This window comes from Mesorhizobium sp. WSM3860 (assembly GCF_002294995.1).
Lineage (GTDB): Bacteria > Pseudomonadota > Alphaproteobacteria > Rhizobiales > Rhizobiaceae > Mesorhizobium.
In genome coordinates this window covers 102,524-121,744 of sequence record NZ_NSGF01000013.1, presented here as the reverse complement: position 1 = coordinate 121,744, position 19,221 = coordinate 102,524, and the positions used below count along the sequence as shown (strand labels likewise).

Genomic DNA, 19,221 nt, shown 5'->3' with positions numbered 1-19,221 from the left:
ACTGGAAACTAGCACTGCAACCAAAGGTCTGGCCTCGGCCAGACGAGGAGGAGACTGAGTATGAGAACCACACTGAGAGGATCGCGCGTCCTGCGGGCCGCGCTGCTGGCGGGCGCCGGCCTGTGCGTAGCGGGCACTGCCCAGGCAGCCGAGCCGATGGTCAAGGCCTGCGCCAAGGACGGCCAGTTCGTCATCGGCTTTTCGCAGGCCAACAACGCCGAGCCCTATCGCCAGCACGTCAATGACGAGCTGACGGCGGCGGCCAAGGAAGTGCCGGGCTTCACGCTGCAGATCGCCGACGGCGCCGGCAACGTCAACACGCAGACCTCGCAGGTCGACAATTTCATCACCCAGAAGGTCGACCTTCTGCTGATCTCGCCCTTCGAGGCCGCCCCGCTGACGCCGGCCGTGAAGCGCGCCATGGACGCCGGCATTCCGGTGATCGAGCTCGACCGCAAGACGGTGGGCGACCCCGGCAAGGACTACACCGCCTTCATCGGCGGCGACAATTTCAAGATCGCCGAGGAAGCCGGCAAATACACGGCCTCGAAGCTTTTGCCCGATGGCGGCGAGGCGGCGGTGCTGGAAGGCCTGCCGAGCTCGACGCCGGCGGTGGAGCGTCTCAACGGCTTCAAGGAAGGCGTGAAAGCCAACCCGAAAATCCAGATCGTCGCCGAGCAGGCCGCCGACTGGGTTCCGGACAAAGCCCAGACCGCCTTTTCCGCCATGCTGCAGGCGCATCCCGACATCAAGGTGCTCTATGCCTCGAACGACATGATGGCGGCGGGCGCGCTGCTGGCCGCCAAGGGCGCAGGCAAAGAGGTCAAGATCATCGGCACCGACGGCCTGCCGGGCCCGGCCGGCGGCATCGAGGCCGTCGCCAAGGGCGACTGGGCGGCGACCTTCACCTATCCGACCGGCGCTAAGGAAGCGATCGACATGGCCAAGAAGATATTGCTCGACTGCGCGACGTCCGTCGAGCCGACCGTGACGGTGGACACCACCGCGATCACGCCGGAAAACGCCAAGCAGCTGGCGGGAAAATAGGGCAGGGTTCTGCTGAGAGGTGAGTGCGACAAGGCCCCATGCGGGCCTTGTTTTTGTTTTCAGGTCCGGTTAAGCCGCCGCGCAACAACCGAAGGACGACACAAGTGAGCGAACCGACCGTGGCCGAAGCGACCGAAAGCATCTATGCCTCGATCCGCGCGGACAATGCCGACATCGATGCGCATATCGCGACGCTCAAGGCGGCGATGGCGCGGGAAGGGCTCAAACAAGTGGTGTTCGAGCCGGCCAAGCTGGCGCACAACAACCGCGCCGGCCGCAAGCTGATGCAGGCCTATTTCCGCCAGCGCGGCGTGACCGTGACGTTTTCAAGCTAGGGCCGCACGCCGACCGGGCACCGGACAAAGCCTATTGCGACAAAGGCTCCGCAAGGGGCCTTTTTTTGTTTTTTAGCGCAGTCTCATGCGGTGGCCGCATGCACATGGGGGAGAGGTGGCTTGGCGAAGCCGAGACGGAGTGGGGGCTGGCGCTGCCATATGAAATTTCCTTGGCATGACGCTGAAGCCAGCATCGCGCAGAGGGCGGGGCTGCCCTCCGGCTGTCAGCGTCAATCGCACGCAGCCGCAGTCTTCAGCGCCTGGGCGCGCGAAGGTCCGGGCAAATTCCCGATCCGTCGAACGGCGGCGTAGAACCTTGGATAGTCGCCGGAGCACAAGTCGAACAGGCGAAGAAACGCCGGAACCTGTTCGCCATAAACGGCAGTCGCGGCGAGCTTTGCGTTGTTGATCGGGCTATCGAACCAGGCGTCATAGCCCCGGTATCCGGCCCAACGCGTATCGCGCATGCGCCGGTAGCGCATCCGCAGCCTGTCGATCGTGGCTGCTTTGGCAGCGGCCATCTGCTGTGGGCTACGCGGACTTCCAAAGACCTGCCGCAACTCGTCCCGGGTTTTCGCTATCAGACCGAGAAAATCGGCGCTGCGCTTGCGATTGGCTTCGTAGCGGCGCAATCCGGCGCGATTGCCGGTGGCGCGGAGCCATTTCCTGACGCCGGTGGTTTCGACCGAAACCGCGAAAGCCTCGTTGAACGAGGAGTCGCCGTTCACATAGATTTTCTGATGCGCCAGCTCATGGAAGATCAGGCTTGCGAGATAGGTGTCGTCCTGACGCAGCATGGTGCTGAGCAGCGGGTCGCTGAACCATCCAAGCGTGGAATATGCGGTGACGCCTGAGACGTAAACGTCCAGCCCCTGTCGCTGCAGCTCGGCAGCGCTTTCAGCCGCCGATTTCCGGGAAAAGTAACCCCGGTAGGGAACGCAGCCGAAGACCGGAAAGCACCATGTTATTGGCGTGAGCGAGAATTGCGGCGCGGCAAAAACGGCAAAGGTTACAGCGTCCCGGCCGATGTCGACATAGCTGCGATAGCTGCTGTTTTCCGGCAGCGCCACTTCATCCGTGGCAAAGCGACGTATGGCGCTGGCCGACGTCAGCTTGGCGCGCAATGCCTGAGGCGTCGAAGGATCGCGGATCAGCTTCCGCACATTTTTGCGCGCCGCCATGATCTCAACATGGCCCTCCAGCGACTGCGCGTAATAGGAAACGCTGGTGCACCCGGTCACGCCGGACGCGATGATCGCAGCGGCGAGCAATCGAAAAACGCGCCTCACAGCCTGCCCACCGCCTGCTCATCTCCCCGTGGAGCAAATGTCCCCATCTACCCGAGTCTCAAACAGGCCCGCCGATTTTCGTCAAGACCTGGTGGGGCGCCGCGGGTCGGACTTTGGCAGGATCGGCAACGCCTCAAAGCTGACATCGGTGCCGACCAGGTCCATGCCGCTGACAAGATCCAACGCACCAATCTTCGGCGGCATTCAATCTTGGAGCACGATGCGAGCCTTGGCCTCGCCACGACGACAGATAGGGCTTATAGTCGAAGATCGCCGGCTCGGACCTGATAAGCCGGCGAATTGAGAGCGGGAGACGTCGCTTCAACTAGGGCGCTCTTCTAACTCGGGGTTGTTCCACTCGCTCTCATCATTGCCCGCCGCGTCCGGCTTCTGCTTTGCGCGATCCCGGTCGCTATTCGCATCTATCACTGAAGGAGAACTGAGCTTTTCACTGGAGGAGAAGTGATCATGCATTACCTACCCAGACGTGAATTCATGGTTCGAGGAGGGGCAGCCCTCGTAGCGCTGGCGTCCTTTCAATCGCGCATTGCTTATGCCTTTCCAACCCGGGCCGGCGAGGAAGTCATCAAATGGCTCGATCAGCTGCCGCCGAACCCGGTTCCGCAAGTCATCAAAAACCAGTTGGTGTGGGAGGATCTCGATTCCTGGGTGACGCCCAACGACAAGTTCTTTTCAATCGCGCATTTCAACCGGCCGGTCATCGACGAAAGCACGTGGAAGCTCGAAATCGGCGGCTCCGTCAAAAAGCCGACAGCCCTGACGCTCGCCGACATCAAGGCTCGACCGCGCCAGGAAGTCACGTTCACGGTCGAATGTTCGGGCAATACTGGCCTACCGTTCTTCAATGGCGGGATTGGCAATGCTCGCTGGGCAGGTACGCCGCTCGCCCCGATCCTTGAGGAGGTCGGCGTCCTCGACAGTGGTATCGAGGTTGTCTTCTGGGGCACCGATAAGGGAGAAATCAAGCGAGCCGACGACGTCAAGTTCACGCAGAACTTTGCGCGCAGCATGTCGCTCGCCGACGCCTTGGACCCCAAAAACATCCTCTGCTACGAGATGAACGGGACAGCCTTGCCTGCAGATAACGGGTTCCCGCTGCGGCTGATAGCGCCGGGCTGGTACGGGATAGCGAACGTGAAATGGCTCAAGCGAATCGAAGTCAGGGACCAACGCTTCGTGAACCAGTTCATGGGACGCGATTACGTCACGCTGCGCGAGGAGGAGCACAACGGAGAGACGGTATGGGTGGAAACCTCTGTCGGGCGGGCGCGCCTGAAGTCTGCACCGGCCCGGGTCACTCATATCGGCAATGATTACCGAATCGTCGGGGCGGCCTGGGGCGCGCCGATTGAGCGGGTCGAGGTGAAGATCGATAACGGGCCATGGATGCCGGCGACCATCGACGAAACCGAAAAGGCGGACTTCGCTTGGAAGATATGGTCCGTCGACTGGCCCAAGCCCACCGCCGGGGAGCACACAGTCACCTCGCGTGCGGTCAGTACTGGAGGGCAGGTCCAACCCGCAATGGACGATCCCATCATCGCCAAGAAGCATACCTACTGGGAAAGCAACGGTCAGGTGACGCGACGCATCGCCATTCACTGACTGGCGGCAAGCCTATCAACCCTCTGAGATCGATGTGACCCCATGCCTTGGCATGGGGTCATGACTTCGATCGAGCTGGCCGTGACGGTGAAAACGCCCCAGCCGGCGGGCCGACCGCCTTATGGCATCATCCTGGCCTGGTGGGCGCTCATCGGAGCCATGTTCAGGTTGAGATGGGCCATGATCCAGACCGAGCCGATCACGACCAGCGCGACGATCAGCACGCCGAAGGCGAGCGCGAGCACGTTGTTGGTGTTGTCGGGCCCGGTGGTCAGGTGCAGGAAGAAGACGAGATGCACGCCCATCTGCGCAATCGCCAGCACCACCAGGGCCGAGATCACCGCCGGCTGGTAGATCAGCCCGGTCTGCGCCGCCAGGAAAGAGGCGATGGTCAGCAGGATCGCGAGGCCGAAGCCGAGCAGGTAGCCCGACAGCCCTCCCGCCAGCTCGTGCTCGGTGATGCGCTCCTCGCCCGGCGCCGAATCGCGGTGGTCGAGTTCCTCGTCCGTCCGGCTGTCGATGTCGCTCATGGCGACGCCCCCAAGAGATAGACCAGGGTGAAGATGGCGACCCAGATAATGTCCAGCGCGTGCCAGAACAGGCCGAAGCAGTGGAGCCGGCGCAGTATCTCCGGCCGGAAGCCCTTCACCCAGAGCTGCGCCATCATGGTGCCGAGCCAGAGCAGGCCGAGCCCGACATGGGTGCCGTGGCAGCCGACCAGGGCGAAGAAGGCTGACAGGAAGGCGCTTCGCGAAGGGCCTGCCTGCTCGCTCGCCATCGCCGCGAATTCCTGTACCTCGAGAAACAGGAAGGCTGCGCCGAGCAGGCCGGTGACCAGAAGCCAGAACTGGGTGGCGGCCATCGACCGGCGGTGGGTCGCGAGCGTCGCCAGGCCGCCGGTGAAGCTCGATGTGAGCAGAAGCCCCGTCTGCGCCGCAACCCGCGGCAGCTCGAATAGCTCCTTGCCGGATGGCCCGCCGGCGGTCGCTGTCGACAGGACCGCATATGCGGCGAAGAAAGCCGAGAACATGATGATGTCGGACAGCAGGAAGATCCAGAAGCCGTAAGCCACCGTGACGAACTTCGAGGCCGGGCCGCCCTGGCCGTGGCCGGTCGCCGAGAGCAGGCCATGCCCGTGTCCGCCATGGCCATGCCCGCCGGAGCGTCCGAGGCGGTAAGGATCGGGCGCACTGCCGGCCGTGATGTCGCTCATGCCACGCGCTCCCGTCTGCGCAGCCAGGCAAGCTGTGCGGCCCTGCCGTCGCGGTCGATGCGCTCGACCTCCTCCGCGGAGACCTCGTAGTCGCCATGCTCTCGCCAGGCGAAGACGACGAAAGTGATGTAGGCCCCGATGAAGCCGACGATCGCCAGCCACCAGATGTGCCAGATCAGCGCGAAGCCGATCAGCGTGCTGAAGAAGGCGGTGACGAAGCCGGTCGGGCTGTTTCGCGGCATTTCGATCGGCTCATAGCTTTCGTCCTCGCCGGGCCTTTGCTCCTCCATCGCCCGCTGCTTGATGGTCCAGTAGGGTTCCTCGTTCTCGACATGCGGCAGCCGCGCGTAGTTGAAGAAGGGCGGCGGGGAGGATGTCGACCATTCCAGCGAGCGGCCGTCCCAAGGGTCGCCCGTCTCGTCGCGCAATTCCTCGCGATGCCTGATCGAGACGACGAGCTGCGCGACCTGACAGGCGGCGCCGACGATCATCACCAAAATGCCGAAGGCCGCCACGATCAGCCACGGCGTCCACATGTCCAAGTCGATATGCTGGAGACGGCGGGTCATGCCGAGCAGGCCGAGGATATAGAGCGGCACGAAGACCAGCACATAGCCAGCAAGCGTGAACCAGAACGCGGCCTTGCCCCAGCCCTCATGCAGCCGGAAGCCGAAGGCTTTCGGGAACCAGTATGTGAAGCCGGCGAAGGCGGCGAACAGCACGCCGGAGATGATCACATTGTGGAAATGCGCCACCAGGAAGAGCGAATTGTGCAGCATGAAATCGGCCGGCGGAACCGCGAGCAGCACGCCGGTCATGCCGCCGATGATGAAGGTGGTGACGAAGCCCAGCGCCCACAGCATCGGCGTGTCGAAGCGCACCCGCCCGCCATACATGGTGAAGAGCCAATTGTAGATCTTGACCCCGGTGCCGACGGCGATGACCGAGGTGGCGATGCCGAAGGCGGCATTGACGTCGGCGCCGGCGCCCATGGTGAAGAAGTGGTGCAGCCAGACCATGAAGGAGACGATGCAGATGAACAGCGTCGCGGCGACCATCGACCGGTAGCCAAACAGCGGCTTCGAGGAGAAGGTCGAGAAGATCTCGGAATAGATCCCGAAGGCGGGCAGCACCAGGATGTAGACCTCCGGATGGCCCCACGCCCAGATGAGATTCATGAACATCATCTGGTTGCCGCCGGCTTCGTTGGTGAAGAAATGGAAGCCGAGGTAACGGTCGAGCGTCAGCATGGCGAGCGTGGCGGTGAGGATCGGGAAGGCCGCGACGATCAGCAGGTTGGAGGCGAGCGATGTCCAGCAGAACATCGGCATGTGCAGATAGCCCATGCCCGGCGCGCGCATCTTGAGGATGGTGGTCGCCAGGTTGACGCCGGTGAGCAGCGTGCCGACGCCGGAGATCTGGATCGACCAGAGATAATAGTCGACGCCGACGCCCGGCGAGTAGGTCGTCTCCGACAGCGGCGCATAGGGCAGCCAGCCGGTGCGCGCGAACTCGCCGACGACGAGCGAGATGTTGACCAGCAGCGCGCCGGTCGCCGTCAGCCAGAAACTCACCGAATTCAGCGTCGGGAACGCGACGTCGCGGATGCCGAGCTGCAGCGGCACGACGAAGTTCATCAGCCCGATGACGAAGGGCATCGCGGCGAAGAAGATCATGATCGTGCCGTGGGCCGAAAAGACCTGGTCGTAATGCTCGGGCGGCAGGTAGCCCGGCCCGTGGATGGCGAGCACCTGCTGCGTGCGCATCATCACGGCGTCGACGAAGCCGCGCAGCAGCATCAGCGCCGCCAGAACGATATACATGACGCCGATGCGCTTGTGGTCGACCGAGGTTATCCATTCGTCCCAGAGATAGGGCCAGTATCCTTTCACCGTGACCCAGATCAGCACTGCGGCGGCCGCCAGGAAGACGATGAGGGCGGCACCCAGCGGGATGGGCTGATCGAAGGGAATGGCAGACCAGTCGAGCTTGCCGAGCATCGTCATCCTCCCGCTTTCGGCTGCGGCTGTTGGGCTGGCGCCGGCGTCCCGGCCTTGGGCTCGGCCTTGGGGCTCACCTGCGGCTCGCCGGCGGCGGTTTCGGCGGGACCCGGACCGGGGGGCAGCGTCTGGCGCACGATCGCGTCGAACAGGCCATCCTGCACAACGCCGAACGAGGCCGGCGGCGCGTTGATGCTTTGCCGGGCAAGCTCGGCATAGGCGCGGGCGTTGAGCACGCCGCCGCCGCCATGCAACGAAGAGGCCCAGCGGGCAAATTCGTCGGGCGACACCGCCCGCACGCGGAAATTCATGTCGGAAAAGCCGTCGCCGCTGAAATGCGCCGACAGGCCGCGATAGTCGCCCTCGCGGTCGGCCTGCAGGTTGAGCTCGGTCTGCATGCCGTTCATGACATAGATCATGCTGCCGAGCTGCGGCACGAAGAAGGTGTTCATCACGCTGGCCGAGGTCAGCTTGAAACGCACGGGAACGCCGGCCGGGATGACCAGCTGGTTGACCGTTCCGACGCCCTGGTCCGGGTAGAGGAACAGCCATTTCCAGTCGAGCGCCACCACCTGGATGTCGAGTGGCGGCTGGCTGGAGGCGATCGGCCGGCGCGGGTCGAGATGGTAGGATCCGTAATAGATCAGCCCGCCGAGGAAGAGGATGGTGAGCGTCGGGATCGACCAGACGATCAGCTCGATGCGGCCCGAATAGGTGAATTCCGGATCGTAGCGGGCATTGCGGTTCGAGGCGCGGAACATCCAGGCAAACAAAAGCAGCGCCACCAGCGTCGGGATGACGATGACCAGCATGACCGCCAGCGAGTTGAGCAGGATCGTGCGGTTGCCCGCGCCGATCGGGCCCTGCGGGTCGAGCACCCCGCCCGCGCAGCCGGAGAGCGTCGCGATCAAGCCTATCCAGAGCGGCGAGCGGCCTTGCCTTGGTTTAGGGAAGGAAAGCACTGGAACGGATCATGCTCTGCGCGAACGGATCGGCGGGACGTCTTGACTGTGGGCGGCGCGTCGTCGGCGCCGCTGGGCCGCGGCGCGGCCGGAAACAGACTTCGCGGCCAGTCCGGCTGGGCCGTGATCCTTGAGAAGCTCGCGCCTGCGAGGGTCGCGTTCTGCGGCAGCTTTCATCTGAAGTCTCCCCGTGTGCAGAGGCACTTCCGCCATACATCGTACGACTGCTGAACAAGGCTGCCAACCCAAGCAACTGCCGCTTGTTCCGCAAAAGGCGGTGTTTTGCCCGATGGCTGGACGGGCCGTGGTAGACATAGGGCGCGGCTCCAGCCTGACCAGACGCCGTCTCGGCATGCTCGCGCTCGCCGATCGCCCGCCAGGATGGTGACAAGGCGCGCGCCGCGTGCATTGTACCGCGCAGGGAATTGCAGCCGACCTGCGGAGGAAGTCTTGTCCGAGATTGCAACCATCCTTTCCATCCTTGGCGTTTTCCTGCTGGGGGCGATGAGCCCGGGGCCGAGCTTCGTCGTCGTCTCGCGCATCGCGGTCGCCGGCGAGCGCACGGATGGCCTCGCGGCGGCGATCGGCATGGGCATCGGCGGCTTCATCTTCGCCACCATCGCGGTGGCGGGCCTGACCGCGCTGCTCGTCCAGGTCGCCTGGCTGGACATTTTCCTGCGCATCGCCGGCGGCGCCTATCTGTTGTGGATCGGCATAAAGATCTGGCGCGGCGCTCATCAGCCGATCGAGATCGCGAACGATGCCTCGGCGCGCGCCGGCTCGTTCTGGCGGGCGCTGCGGCGCGCGCTCCTGGTGCAACTCGCCAACCCGAAGACGGCGATCTTCTACGCCTCGATGTTCGCGGCCATGCTGCCGGCCTCGCCGCCGCTCTGGATGCTCTTCGTCCTGCCGCCGCTGCTCTTCCTCAACGAATTCGCCTGGTACGCGGTTGTCGCCTTCGCCTTTTCCTCCAGCCGGCCGCGCGCGGCCTATCTCGGCACCAAGCACTGGATCGACCGCGCCGCCGGCGCCGTGGTCGGCGCGCTCGGGATCAGGCTGATGTGGGAAGGCATGGCCGCCGCGCGGCGGGGTTTTGCCGCGTGAGGCGACGTTCGAGGCCCGAGCTGGCAGGCAACATCTCTCGCCGCGATCGTGAAACCTTCTGATTTTTGAGCCGTTGTCGGCTGATGCCTGAAGCAAAGCTCAAGCCAAGATCGGCCGACGGCGCCCAGCCGCGCGGTGCCGGGAAGTCGCGCCCCGCAAAGACGGGCGCAACGAAAGCACCCCCAGGAAAGGCGCGGCCGGAAAAGTCGCACCCGGAAGGATTGCGCCCGGAAAAACCCCGCGAAGAGAAGTCGCCCCCGAAGCAATCCGACGAGCAAAAGGAACCGGCCGCCGAAGTCACGCCGGAGGCCGTCGGCGAACCGGCGCCGCCGCCGCCGGAATCCGTCGAGCCCGGTCCGAAGCTGACGCCCGAGGAGGCCGAGCAGGCGCGCCGGAAGTATCTCTTTAGGCGGTTCTGGATCAGCGGGCGCGGCTACTGGGGCCGGAACGGCGACAAGCTCGCCTGGCCGTTCACGATTGGGCTGTTGGTCCTGATCTGCGTCAATGTCGGCTTCCAGTATGGCATCAATGTCTGGAACCGCGCCTTCTTCGACGCCATCGAGCAGCGCAATGTCCACACCGTCTATATGCTGAGCGCCGTCTTCGTGCCGCTGGTCGCCGGAAGCGCCAGCCTCGTCGTCGCTCAGGTTTACCTGCGCATGACGATCCAGCGCCGCTGGCGCTCCTGGCTCACCACATCTGTCATCGCGCGCTGGCTGGCCAGCGGCCGTTATTATCAGCTGAATCTCGTCGCCGGCGACCACTCGAACCCCGAAGCCCGTCTCACCGAAGATCTGCGCATCGCCACCGAGTCCCCCGTCGATTTCGTCTCCGGCGTCCTCAATGCCTTCTTGTCGGCCTCGACCTTCATCGTCGTGCTATGGACCATCGGCGGCGCGCTCACCTTGCCGCTCGACGGTGCGAGCCTGACCATTCCCGGCTTCCTCGTCGTCACCGCGGTCATCTATGCCGCCATCACCTCGACCTCGATGGTGGTGATCGGCCGCCATTTCGTGCAGCTTTCGGAGCGGAAAAACCAGGCGGAAGCCGAATTCCGCTATACGCTGACGCGCGTGCGCGAAAACGGCGAAAGCATCGCGCTGCTCGGCGGCGAGGCGGAGGAGCGCAACGGCATCGACAGGAATTTCGGCCATGTGCTGAGGCAATGGGCGCTGCTGACCGGACAGCACATGCGTACCGCGATTGTCTCGCAAGGGTCGATGCTGTTCGCGCCGGTGGTGCCGGTGCTGCTCTGCGCGCCGAAATTCCTCGAAGGCTCGATGTCGCTCGGCCAGGTCATGCAGGCGGCCTCCGCCTTTGCCATCGTGCAAGGCGCGTTCGGCTGGCTGGTCGACAATTATCCGCGCCTGGCCGATTGGAACGCCTCGGCGCGCCGCGTCGCTTCGCTGATGATGTCGCTCGACGGGCTGGAGCGCGCCGAAGAGAGCGAGTCCTTTGGGCGCATCCGGCGCGGCGAGACGCAAAACGGCGCCATGCTCAGCCTGGACGATCTCTCCGTCACGCTCAACGACGGCACCGGCGTGGTCAAGGAGACAAAGGTCGAGATCAACCCGGGCGAGCGGGTGCTGGTCGCGGGCGAATCCGGCACCGGCAAGTCGACCCTGGTCCGGGCCGTCGCTGGCCTGTGGCCGTGGGGCGGCGGCAGCGTCAATTTCCAGGCCGGCAAGCGGCTGTTCATGCTGCCGCAACGCCCCTATATCCCGACCGGCGCGTTGCGGCGCGCGGTCGCCTATCCGGCCGCCGCCGACAACTGGACAGTGGACGAGATCGACGCCGCGCTCGACAAGGTCGGCCTCGGTTACCTGCGGGACAGGATCGAGGAAGAGGCGCCGTGGGACCAGACGCTCTCCGGCGGCGAGAAGCAGCGCCTCGCCTTCGCGCGCCTGCTGCTGCATGAGCCCGACATCGTCGTGTTGGACGAGGCGACCTCGGCGCTCGACGAGAAGAGCCAGGACAAGATGATGCAGACGGTGATCCAGGCACTGCCGAAGGTCACCGTCATCAGCGTCGCCCACCGCGCCGAGCTGGAAGCCTTCCACAGCCGCAAGATCACGCTGGAGCGGCGCGAGGGCGGCGCGAAGCTGGTCAGCGATGTGGAGCTGGCGCCGCGCAAGGGCAAGCGCAACGTGTTCGCGCGGGCGCTGTGGGGAAGCGGGGCGAGAGGAGGCCAGGCGCGATGAGGCCGGCAGTGAGGGCAGGGCGGCAAGCGCGTCCGATGTGGTGATCGACCGCAGGGGGCGCGCTTCGGCCAGACGACAACCTTGACGTCACCAGAGGCCCCGGTCTGTAATCGCCGCAGGCCAGGGAGACGCGACACCGATGGAAAAGATCATCCTGGACTGCGATCCGGGGCACGACGATGCCATCGCCATCCTGCTTGCGGCCGGCAACCCGAACATCGACCTTCTCGGCATCACCACGGTTTCGGGCAACCACAATGTCGAGAACACCACGCGCAATGCCCTCTCCGTATGCACGGCCTACGGCATAAAAGTCCCCGTGGCGAAGGGCTCTCCCGGTCCTTTGATCATCGACCAGGTGCTGGCGGTCGAGATCCACGGCGAGACCGGGCTCGACGGCCCGGAGTTGCCGCCCGCCTCGTTCGAGCTCGACAAGCGCCATGCCGTCGACTTCATCATCGAGACGGTTTTGTCGCATGAGCCGAAAACCGTCACGCTGGTGCCGGTCGGTCCCTACACCAACATCGCGTTGGCCATCCGGAAGGAGCCGCGCATCGTCGAGCGGGTGAAGAAGGTCGTCGCGATGGGCGGAAGCTACACCCGCGGCAACATCACGCCCGCGGCCGAGTTCAACGTCTATGCCGACCCGGAGGCTGCCGACGTGGTGTTCCGCGCCGGTTGGGACGTGACCATGGTGGGGCTCGACCTCACGCACCAGGCCTTGGCCACCCCGCAACTGCAGGACAGGGTGCGCGCCGTCGGCGGTCCGATCGCCAAATTCGTCCTCGACATCTGGGAGTTCATCGCGACCACGCATGGCGGCCTGCTGCAGATAGCCTATCCCGCCGTCCATGACGCATGCTGTGTGGCGGCGATGATCGACGCAAGCGTCTTCACCACCGAGAAGGCCGATATCCGTGTCGAGCTTGCCGGACGGTGGTCCAAGGGCATGACGGTCTGCAATTTCGAGAAGATGGGCGGCATGCGCCATTTCGGCGGCACGGCGAGCGAGCAGGTCGATTTCCGCCACACGCTGGCGATGAAGCTCGACCATGCGAAATTCTGCGACTTGATCGTCGATGCGCTCGAGCGGCTCACCAGGCAAAAGGCGTGACGCTTCTCCATGCTCAAGGCCTGGCCAAGGCCAGCCCTCACAGCAGGAACGATTGCCTGTCGCGCAATGTGGCCGTAATCGCCGCGATGCCGGTCTCGATCTCGCCTTTGTGGGCCAGGATCGCGTCGCCGCCGCACCTTCGACCATCGATCGCAAAAGGTCGGCCTGGCCGACCAGCACCGCGTCCTTGTCGGCCAGCGCGACGAGGGTTGCGGCTTCCAGCCGGTAGCGCTGCGCCATGCGCGATGTTCTCCCGGCGATAAGCCGAGCGGGGGGCCGCTCCGTCGAGCGCCCGGCTTCGGCATCGGCAATCGCCGCCGGCACGGTGAGTGTCCTTGTTCTGTTGCATATTAGTTGAAACTAATTTGAAAGTTAGTCGTTAACAGCGCGTGGGCGAGCTCATTACATGCCCTGGCTGTCGACAGCTAAGTTGAAAGGCGAAGTGCTAAGCCTTTTTCAGTGCTTGGCGTTACCGAGATCGCTTCTCTATCATTCGTCTTTCGAGCGGCATCCAGCCGCGCGGTTAAGGCCGAGGCCGATGCCTGGAAGGACGAGAAGGCCGCCATGCTCGGCACGACGCATCGCTTGACATAGGCTTCGCAGGCCGCTGTCGAGCGGACGCTCGATGAGGAGCGGCAGATGGCAAAAGTTTGGCCATGAAAAAATACCTCGCAGCCGCGCTGGCGATCGGCATCACGATCGGGCCTGCCTCGGCGCTTGACGTCGGCGTGGGCGGCAAGGTCGGCGGCGTCGGCGCGGGCGCAGGATTGGGCGCCGGTTCGCAAGGCGTGTCGGTGGGCGTGGGCGCCGGCGCCGACGGTGTCGGCGGCGCAAATGTCGGCGCCTCGACCGGCGGCGGATCGCTCGGCCTCAATGCCGGCGGCAATTTGGGCAGCACCAGCACAGGCGTGTCGACAAGCGTGGGCGCCGATCCGTCAGCCGCAAGTGGACCAACCGGCGCCGCCACGGGCGACGATCCTTCCGCCGTATCGGCTGCCTCTGCGCAGAACCCGCCCGCGGTCCCGACAGCCCCCGCTTTGGCCAAGAGCGCGACGCAGCCCATTGTGCTGCCTCCAGTCCTGAGGCCCTCCAAATCCGCCGGCGGCGACCTCCGGCGGGTCACCAAAGCATATCCCGTTGCGCCGCTGTCATCTCTGAAGGCGATACCGGGCACGCCGGCCGCCGTGGTGCGCGCCTGTCGCGCCGCGATCGCGGCGGCCGCCAAGCCCCTTGGCGCCGTGCGTGTTTACACAGTCAGCGCCGGCTCCTTGCGTCAACGCCGAAGCGGGCTCAACGCGCCGATCGAGGTGCGCATTGACTATGACAGGCAAGGCGGCATCGAAGTGAGGCAGGCGAAAGTCGGCTGCCGCCTCGATGCGAAGGGCAAGGTCACCGCGGTGATTTAGGCACCAGGGCCGTTGCCAGCCTTCGCGCTCAGTTGCAACCTCAGCGATTGGCATTTCCTCGGCGCAGCCGAGACGGAGCGGGGGAGCGCCATATCCGATAACCTGCCGACCGCAGGCGCGGGCCTCAGCCGGCTGCAGACAAGGCGCCCGCGCTTCGGCTACAGTTCCGCCGGGCGCAAAAAAATCATCGAAGGGGTGCATCGCGATGAACGAAGTCAGGCCGATCGCCGAGATCGCCAGCTATCACGCCCATATCTACTATGACGGAGAGGCGGAGCGGCAGCATGCCGAATGGCTGCGCGAGCGCATCGGCGAACGCTTCCATGTGCGCCTGGGCAACTGGCGCGACGAGCCGGTCGGCCCGCATCAGCAGGCCATGTACCAGGTTTCCTTCGCCAACGAGATCTTCGCCACGCTCGTTCCCTGGCTGATGCTGAACCACGGCGGCTTGAGCATCCTCATCCACCCCAACACCAACAACCCCAAGCGCGACCACCTGATCGACCCGATCTGGATAGGCCGGGCGCTGCCGGTGAAGGGCGAGGTGCTTGGCGAGGAGGACGAGGCGGAAGAGGCGCTGGAGGTGAATACCGAGCCGACGTTGGAGGCATAGCCGACTTGGCCGGGCAGCGACATCTGATATTACCCTGCTGCCCGTGCGTTGCCGACAAATAGGGGGTGCGATGCGGATTTTCTTGACCGTGGCAATACTGCTGGCGTCGCAATTTGCCGAGGCAGGGCAAGGGCCGCCATTTCCTCCATTGGACACGCAAGGCTATTGCAAAGCGCTTGTCTCCAAAATGCTCGTCAAGGCTGAGCAGCAGGTCGAGAAAGGAAAGTGCCTTGCCGACGAAACGATGCTGAGGGCCAGCCTTGAGCCTTTCTGGTATCTCGTCACGCCGGACGCTAACCAAAGGCTCATGCGGGATTATATGAAGGAGGTCAGGTTCCAAACCTATCTGACCGTCGCGCCCTTCGTTGCCTCGGCGTTGGGACGGGCCTGCATCGAAGGCCGCGTGTCCTGCAGCCCCAGCGAACCAACGACGGAACCCCTGTTTTCAGCTTTGAAAAGCGACCCCTACTGCCATGCGAGATTCCCGGACGCCAAGGCAAATGTACTGCGCAATTGCCTGGATGGGGAAATCAAGCGCAAGGCCAGTTTGGCCGGATACTGGGCCACACTGCGGCCGGAGATAAGAAGCTACTGCCTTCAATTTTTCCGGGGCGGAGAATTTACACCCTTCCAGGTGCTGTCCGGCTGCGTTGCCCGCGACATCGGCGACCAATGCCTGAAGCGGGCGCGCCAGTGCAGGCCTTGAGCATCCTCATCCACCGGAGACGCTACCGATCCCAAGGGCGACTTTGGATCGACCGCCCGCTGGCGGTGAACGGCGAGGTTGTCGGCGCCACGCTCGCAGCTGGTAACAAAGCAGTGCTCGCTCGACCGTGCTGAACAGAGCGTCCTTTCCATATCGCTTGATCAGGGCCGCGGGCTTCACGTCGGCGTGATCCGAGCAGTTCTTGCACCCTTGCCCGCAGGCGGTGCTGTTCGCCCAGATCACGCAATGCCACGTCGAGGCCGGCATGCACGCTGCCGTCCACGATGGTCTCAGGCGGGGACCGCCGGTTCGCGGGGCGTGATGATTTTGCCACAGCTTCGCCGGCCGCGCCGCAGCGCCCGCTGCAATCCTCTCGTCACGATGGCGTGAGAGACCGCTGGCCGTCGGGAATGTCGATTGACTGGCCAACCGGGCTGTGGCGAATTCGCGCTGATGGTTCCCTTCGGGGATCAAAAGGGAACGCGGTGCGGAGAAGTCCAAAGCCGTGGCTGCCCCCGCAACTGTAAGCGACGAGCCGTTTTCACGATGCCACTGGCTGCATGGGCCGGGAAGGCGAAAATGGCGGAAAGACGCGAGCCAGGAGACCTGCCGTCATGGACGTCAAAGCAGAACATCGGACGGGGTGATCCGGTGTGCGCGCCTGGCCGGACGGCGGGCGAGTTCCCTGCGATGACAGGTAACGTCAAAGGCAGAACCATGCTGATCGCACTATCGAAAATGCTCAACAAAAGCTCGCCGGACCTGAAGGCCAGGCTCATAACAATCTACGGCGCACTCGCCATTCTCAACGTCGGGGCATGGCTGTGGGCTTTGGTCGCGTTCCACGACAAGCCGACATTGCTTGGCGTCGCTCTCGTCATATATGGCCTGGGCTTGCGCCATGCCGTCGACGCCGACCACATAGCGGCCATCGACAATGTCACTCGCAAGCTGATGCAGAACGGCAAACGGCCGGTGTCCGTCGGCTTCTTTTTCGCACTCGGCCATTCGACGATCGTCGTCATTGTCGCTGCGGCCGTCGCGGGAGCAGCTTCCCTGCTCGGCCGTTTCCAGAGCCTTCAGGAGATTGGCGGCACGATCAGTACCGGCGTTTCCGCACTCTTCCTGCTCGCCATCGCGGCGATGAACATCGTGATCTTCCTGTCGATCTATAAAAGCTATCGGCGGGTGCGGGCCGGTGGCGCCTTTGTCGAGGAGGATCTGGACCTGCTGCTCAACAATCGCGGCTTCCTTGCCCGCGTCTTCCGCCCGATGTTCCGGCTGGTGACGCGGAGCTGGCACATGTTCCCACTTGGTTTCCTCTTCGGCCTTGGCTTCGACACCGCAACCGAAGTCGCCATGTTCGGCGTGTCCGCAGCACAAGCCGCCAAGGGCGTGCCGTTCGAAGCCATTCTGGTCTTCCCGGTGCTTTTCGCGGCCGGTATGTCGCTGGTCGACACGACCGATGGCGTGATGATGCTCGGCGCCTATGAGTGGGCCTTCGTCAAGCCGATCCGCAAACTGTACTACAACATGACGATCACACTGGTATCGGTCCTTGTCGCTGTACTGATCGGCGGCATCGAGGCGCTCGGCCTGATCGGTGACAAGCTCGGTCTGTCAGGCGGTTTCTGGAACGGCGTCGGCACGCTCAACGACAATTTCAACAATCTAGGCTTCGCCATTATCGGCATCTTCATCGGCGCCTGGGCGATTTCCTACGTCGTCTACAAAGCCAAGGGGCTGGATGCTGTAGAGATCGGATCCGCAGGAAGGAATTCATAGCGGTCGGCCGTGGCTGGCTGCACGAGGCCAGCCGCTTTCTCTGAGCCACCAGACCCCGCCGGGCTGGTAGTCTGCCTCCTTGAAGCGCCTCGGCCCGACATGGCGGCGAGCCGGCCCCGTTCGTTCTCCCAGGATGCAACCGCCTCAGGTCAGCCCGGCGATTTGCTCATCGCCGTCCAACTCCGCCCCGCCGGCGACAACGACGTTGGCCAGCGGCGCCGAAAGCGTCCAGCGAACGAGGCCGGGCAGCCGTTCCATGGAGGCGCTGCCGGAGAGGCTGGTGGGGACGACGCGCTGGAGAACGACGCTGCCGAAGCCTTTGTGCGGCTTGGCATCGGCGGCCGCGGCAGGTTCGGAAAACTGTTCCTCCCAGACCAGCTCGAAATCGCTGCCGTCGGGTGCCGGCGCTACCCGCCAGTCCATCCGCACGGTTCCGGCGTCGCCCGAGAGAGCGCCGTATTTCGTGGCGTTGGTGCCCAGCTCATGCAGCGCCATGCCGATGTTCTGCACCGCGTTCATCCGCAACGTCACGTCCGGCCCGGATGGCGAGATGCGCTCTTCGTGTCCGAACGGTCGCAAATGTTCGCGCACGAGGTCGGCCATGCCTGCGCCGCGCCAGTCGTTCAACACCAAAAGGTCATGCGAGCGCGACAGCGCCATGATGCGTTCGCGGATCTGGTGTTCGAACGCGCGCGGATCGGTCGCGCGCTTGCTGGTCTCGCGGATCATGGAAAGGATCACGGCGTACTGGTTTTTGACGCGGTGGTTCACCTCGCGCATCAAAAGTTGGATCTGCTGCTCGCTCGCCCGTTTTTCGGTGATATCGGCCGCCATGCCGAACCATTCCAGGATGGTGCCGGTGTCGTCGACGATCGGGATCGCCCGTGAGGTGGTCCAGCCGGCGGACCCGTCGGCGCGCCGCACCCGGTGCTCGAGCTCGAACACGCCGCGCTCCATGATGGCGCGCTCGATTGCCGCCTGGATGCCCGCCTGGTCCTCCGGGAAGAGGTAGTCGTCGCGCCAGCGGATCGCCGGCCCCTGGGCGGTCGACAGGAAGCCGCGGCCGTCCAGCTCATGCATTTCCTGCCAGTCCGGGCTCATCCGATAGACCACGTCGGAGCTGGCATTCACCAGGGCGCGAAACCGCTGTTCGCTTTCCCGCACCTTTGCTGCCGCGAGCACCCGTGCCGTGGTCTCCGAGACGATGCAGAGCACGGCTTCAACCGCGCCGTCCTGCGCCCGCACCGCGGAATAGGAGATGTCGAAATAGACCGTCTCGCCGACCAGGCCGGATCGTTCGATGTAGAAAGGCCGATCCCTGGCCGAGAAGGTTTCGCCGGTTTCAAGCACCCCGCGCAGCAGCGGCTCGAGGTCCGTCCACAGCTCGGACCAGTTTTCCTCGGCCGGACGGCCGAGCGCCCGCGGATGCTTGTCGCCGATGGTCGGCGCGTAGGCGTCATTGTAGAGCGCGACAAACTCTGGCCCGCAGAACAGCACGATCTGGGCTTCGGCCGCCAGCATCAGGTCGACCGTCGTCCTCAGGCTGAGCGTCCATGTCTCGATCGGCCCGAGCGGGCTTTCAGACCAGGGATATTCGCGAATGAATCGCGCCATCTCGCCGTTTCCGCGAGGCCACAATTCATGGAAAAGCCCGTCAGCCATAGGCGCATTAACGCGCGGCGCCGCATATGTATCCGTCTCCCTCACGCGAAATTTTAGCCATCGTGAATAGACGCCAGCCTGCCGGTCTCCCGAGGAATATTCCGGGCGCAGTTTCGTTAGTTCCTCATGCGATGCCGTTTGAGGCAAAGTGAACATGT

16 protein-coding genes and 1 riboswitch are annotated in these 19,221 nt (G+C 64.2%); of the genes, 10 read left to right on the top strand and 6 right to left on the bottom strand.

Going from position 1 to position 19,221, the window contains the following annotated elements; genetic code table 11:
* The first annotated feature begins 60 nt into the window (after positions 1 to 60).
* Together CK220_RS20525 and CK220_RS20520 are read left to right on the top strand one after the other, a co-directional pair.
* The gene (locus CK220_RS20525) at positions 61 to 1,047 is read left to right on the top strand and encodes a substrate-binding domain-containing protein (RefSeq protein ID WP_095813266.1); all 987 of its coding nucleotides are present in this window, start codon (positions 61 to 63) and stop codon (positions 1,045 to 1,047) included.
* A gap of 104 nt (positions 1,048 to 1,151) precedes the next feature.
* Positions 1,152 to 1,382 carry a hypothetical protein gene (locus CK220_RS20520; protein ID WP_095813347.1) on the top strand — a complete coding sequence of 77 codons (231 nt, stop codon included), beginning with the start codon at positions 1,152 to 1,154 and terminating at the stop codon, positions 1,380 to 1,382.
* A gap of 230 nt (positions 1,383 to 1,612) precedes the next feature.
* Here the strand turns inward: CK220_RS20520 and CK220_RS20515 are convergent, their stop codons facing one another.
* The gene (locus CK220_RS20515; RefSeq protein ID WP_095813265.1) at positions 1,613 to 2,671 is read right to left on the bottom strand and encodes an aminopeptidase; all 1,059 of its coding nucleotides are present in this window, start codon (positions 2,669 to 2,671) and stop codon (positions 1,613 to 1,615) included.
* A gap of 468 nt (positions 2,672 to 3,139) precedes the next feature.
* Between CK220_RS20515 and CK220_RS20510 the strand changes: the two genes are divergently transcribed.
* Positions 3,140 to 4,297, top strand: a complete 1,158-nt coding sequence (locus CK220_RS20510) for a sulfite oxidase (protein WP_095813264.1) — start codon at positions 3,140 to 3,142, stop codon at positions 4,295 to 4,297.
* A gap of 119 nt (positions 4,298 to 4,416) precedes the next feature.
* Here the strand turns inward: CK220_RS20510 and cyoD are convergent, their stop codons facing one another.
* From cyoD to cyoA, 4 genes are read right to left on the bottom strand one after another with little or no spacing between them, the layout of a single operon-like run.
* Positions 4,417 to 4,827, bottom strand: coding sequence for a cytochrome o ubiquinol oxidase subunit IV (cyoD, locus tag CK220_RS20505; protein ID WP_095813263.1), 411 nt, complete (start codon positions 4,825 to 4,827; stop codon positions 4,417 to 4,419).
* Positions 4,824 to 5,510: a cytochrome (ubi)quinol oxidase subunit III gene (locus CK220_RS20500; protein ID WP_095813262.1), complete on the bottom strand. Its 687-nt coding sequence runs from the start codon at positions 5,508 to 5,510 to the stop codon at positions 4,824 to 4,826. The genes cyoD and CK220_RS20500 overlap by 4 nt, the downstream gene beginning before the upstream one ends.
* Positions 5,507 to 7,510, bottom strand: coding sequence for a cytochrome o ubiquinol oxidase subunit I (cyoB, locus tag CK220_RS20495; protein ID WP_176479145.1), 2,004 nt, complete (start codon positions 7,508 to 7,510; stop codon positions 5,507 to 5,509). Before cyoB ends, CK220_RS20500 begins: the two co-directional genes overlap by 4 nt.
* 2 nt (positions 7,511 to 7,512) lie before the next feature.
* Positions 7,513 to 8,421 carry a ubiquinol oxidase subunit II gene (cyoA, locus tag CK220_RS20490; protein WP_245429302.1) on the bottom strand — a complete coding sequence of 303 codons (909 nt, stop codon included), beginning with the start codon at positions 8,419 to 8,421 and terminating at the stop codon, positions 7,513 to 7,515.
* A 555-nt stretch (positions 8,422 to 8,976) separates the two neighbouring features.
* Here cyoA and CK220_RS20485 point away from each other — a divergent pair.
* From CK220_RS20485 to CK220_RS20455, 7 genes are all read left to right on the top strand, one after another.
* Complete coding sequence (locus CK220_RS20485) at positions 8,977 to 9,576, top strand: LysE family transporter (RefSeq protein WP_245429309.1); 600 nt, start codon at positions 8,977 to 8,979, stop codon at positions 9,574 to 9,576.
* Positions 9,577 to 9,659: 83 nt separating this feature from the next.
* Complete coding sequence (locus CK220_RS20480; RefSeq protein WP_095813258.1) at positions 9,660 to 11,777, top strand: ABC transporter ATP-binding protein/permease; 2,118 nt, start codon at positions 9,660 to 9,662, stop codon at positions 11,775 to 11,777.
* 139 nt (positions 11,778 to 11,916) lie between these two features.
* Positions 11,917 to 12,891 (top strand): nucleoside hydrolase, encoded by a 975-nt coding sequence (locus tag CK220_RS20475; RefSeq protein WP_095813257.1) that lies wholly within the window; start codon positions 11,917 to 11,919, stop codon positions 12,889 to 12,891.
* Positions 12,892 to 13,547: 656 nt separating this feature from the next.
* A complete protein-coding gene (locus tag CK220_RS20470; RefSeq protein ID WP_095813256.1) occupies positions 13,548 to 14,297 on the top strand; it encodes a hypothetical protein in 750 nt (249 codons plus the stop codon).
* 205 nt (positions 14,298 to 14,502) lie between these two features.
* Positions 14,503 to 14,910, top strand: coding sequence for a DOPA 4,5-dioxygenase family protein (locus CK220_RS20465; protein WP_095813255.1), 408 nt, complete (start codon positions 14,503 to 14,505; stop codon positions 14,908 to 14,910).
* Between the two features lie 70 nt (positions 14,911 to 14,980).
* Positions 14,981 to 15,616 carry a hypothetical protein gene (locus tag CK220_RS31520; RefSeq protein WP_141245180.1) on the top strand — a complete coding sequence of 212 codons (636 nt, stop codon included), beginning with the start codon at positions 14,981 to 14,983 and terminating at the stop codon, positions 15,614 to 15,616.
* Between the two features lie 437 nt (positions 15,617 to 16,053).
* A riboswitch (cobalamin riboswitch) is annotated at positions 16,054 to 16,245 on the top strand.
* An 88-nt stretch (positions 16,246 to 16,333) separates the two neighbouring features.
* Positions 16,334 to 17,401 carry a HoxN/HupN/NixA family nickel/cobalt transporter gene (locus CK220_RS20455; protein ID WP_095813254.1) on the top strand — a complete coding sequence of 356 codons (1,068 nt, stop codon included), beginning with the start codon at positions 16,334 to 16,336 and terminating at the stop codon, positions 17,399 to 17,401.
* Between the two features lie 144 nt (positions 17,402 to 17,545).
* Here CK220_RS20455 and CK220_RS20450 read toward each other — a convergent pair whose 3' ends face one another.
* Positions 17,546 to 19,015, bottom strand: coding sequence for an HWE histidine kinase domain-containing protein (locus tag CK220_RS20450; protein WP_210201437.1), 1,470 nt, complete (start codon positions 19,013 to 19,015; stop codon positions 17,546 to 17,548).
* Positions 19,016 to 19,221: the final 206 nt, after the last annotated feature.

Excerpts from the sequence above, each read along its gene's own strand:
- cyoB (WP_176479145.1), bottom strand. The coding sequence starts at position 7,510 with ATGCTCGGCAAGCTCGACTGGTCTGCCATTCCCTTCGATCAGCCCATC.
- CK220_RS31520 (WP_141245180.1), top strand. The coding sequence starts at position 14,981 with ATGCGGATTTTCTTGACCGTGGCAATACTGCTGGCGTCGCAATTTGCC.
- CK220_RS20475 (WP_095813257.1), top strand. The coding sequence starts at position 11,917 with ATGGAAAAGATCATCCTGGACTGCGATCCGGGGCACGACGATGCCATC.
- CK220_RS20470 (WP_095813256.1), top strand. The coding sequence starts at position 13,548 with ATGAAAAAATACCTCGCAGCCGCGCTGGCGATCGGCATCACGATCGGG.
- CK220_RS20525 (WP_095813266.1), top strand. The coding sequence starts at position 61 with ATGAGAACCACACTGAGAGGATCGCGCGTCCTGCGGGCCGCGCTGCTG.
- CK220_RS20465 (WP_095813255.1), top strand. The coding sequence starts at position 14,503 with ATGAACGAAGTCAGGCCGATCGCCGAGATCGCCAGCTATCACGCCCAT.
- CK220_RS20510 (WP_095813264.1), top strand. The coding sequence starts at position 3,140 with ATGCATTACCTACCCAGACGTGAATTCATGGTTCGAGGAGGGGCAGCC.
- CK220_RS20485 (WP_245429309.1), top strand. The coding sequence starts at position 8,977 with ATGAGCCCGGGGCCGAGCTTCGTCGTCGTCTCGCGCATCGCGGTCGCC.
- CK220_RS20455 (WP_095813254.1), top strand. The coding sequence starts at position 16,334 with ATGCTGATCGCACTATCGAAAATGCTCAACAAAAGCTCGCCGGACCTG.
- CK220_RS20480 (WP_095813258.1), top strand. The coding sequence starts at position 9,660 with ATGCCTGAAGCAAAGCTCAAGCCAAGATCGGCCGACGGCGCCCAGCCG.
- cyoD (WP_095813263.1), bottom strand. The coding sequence starts at position 4,827 with ATGAGCGACATCGACAGCCGGACGGACGAGGAACTCGACCACCGCGAT.
- CK220_RS20450 (WP_210201437.1), bottom strand. The coding sequence starts at position 19,015 with ATGGCGCGATTCATTCGCGAATATCCCTGGTCTGAAAGCCCGCTCGGG.
- CK220_RS20500 (WP_095813262.1), bottom strand. The coding sequence starts at position 5,510 with ATGAGCGACATCACGGCCGGCAGTGCGCCCGATCCTTACCGCCTCGGA.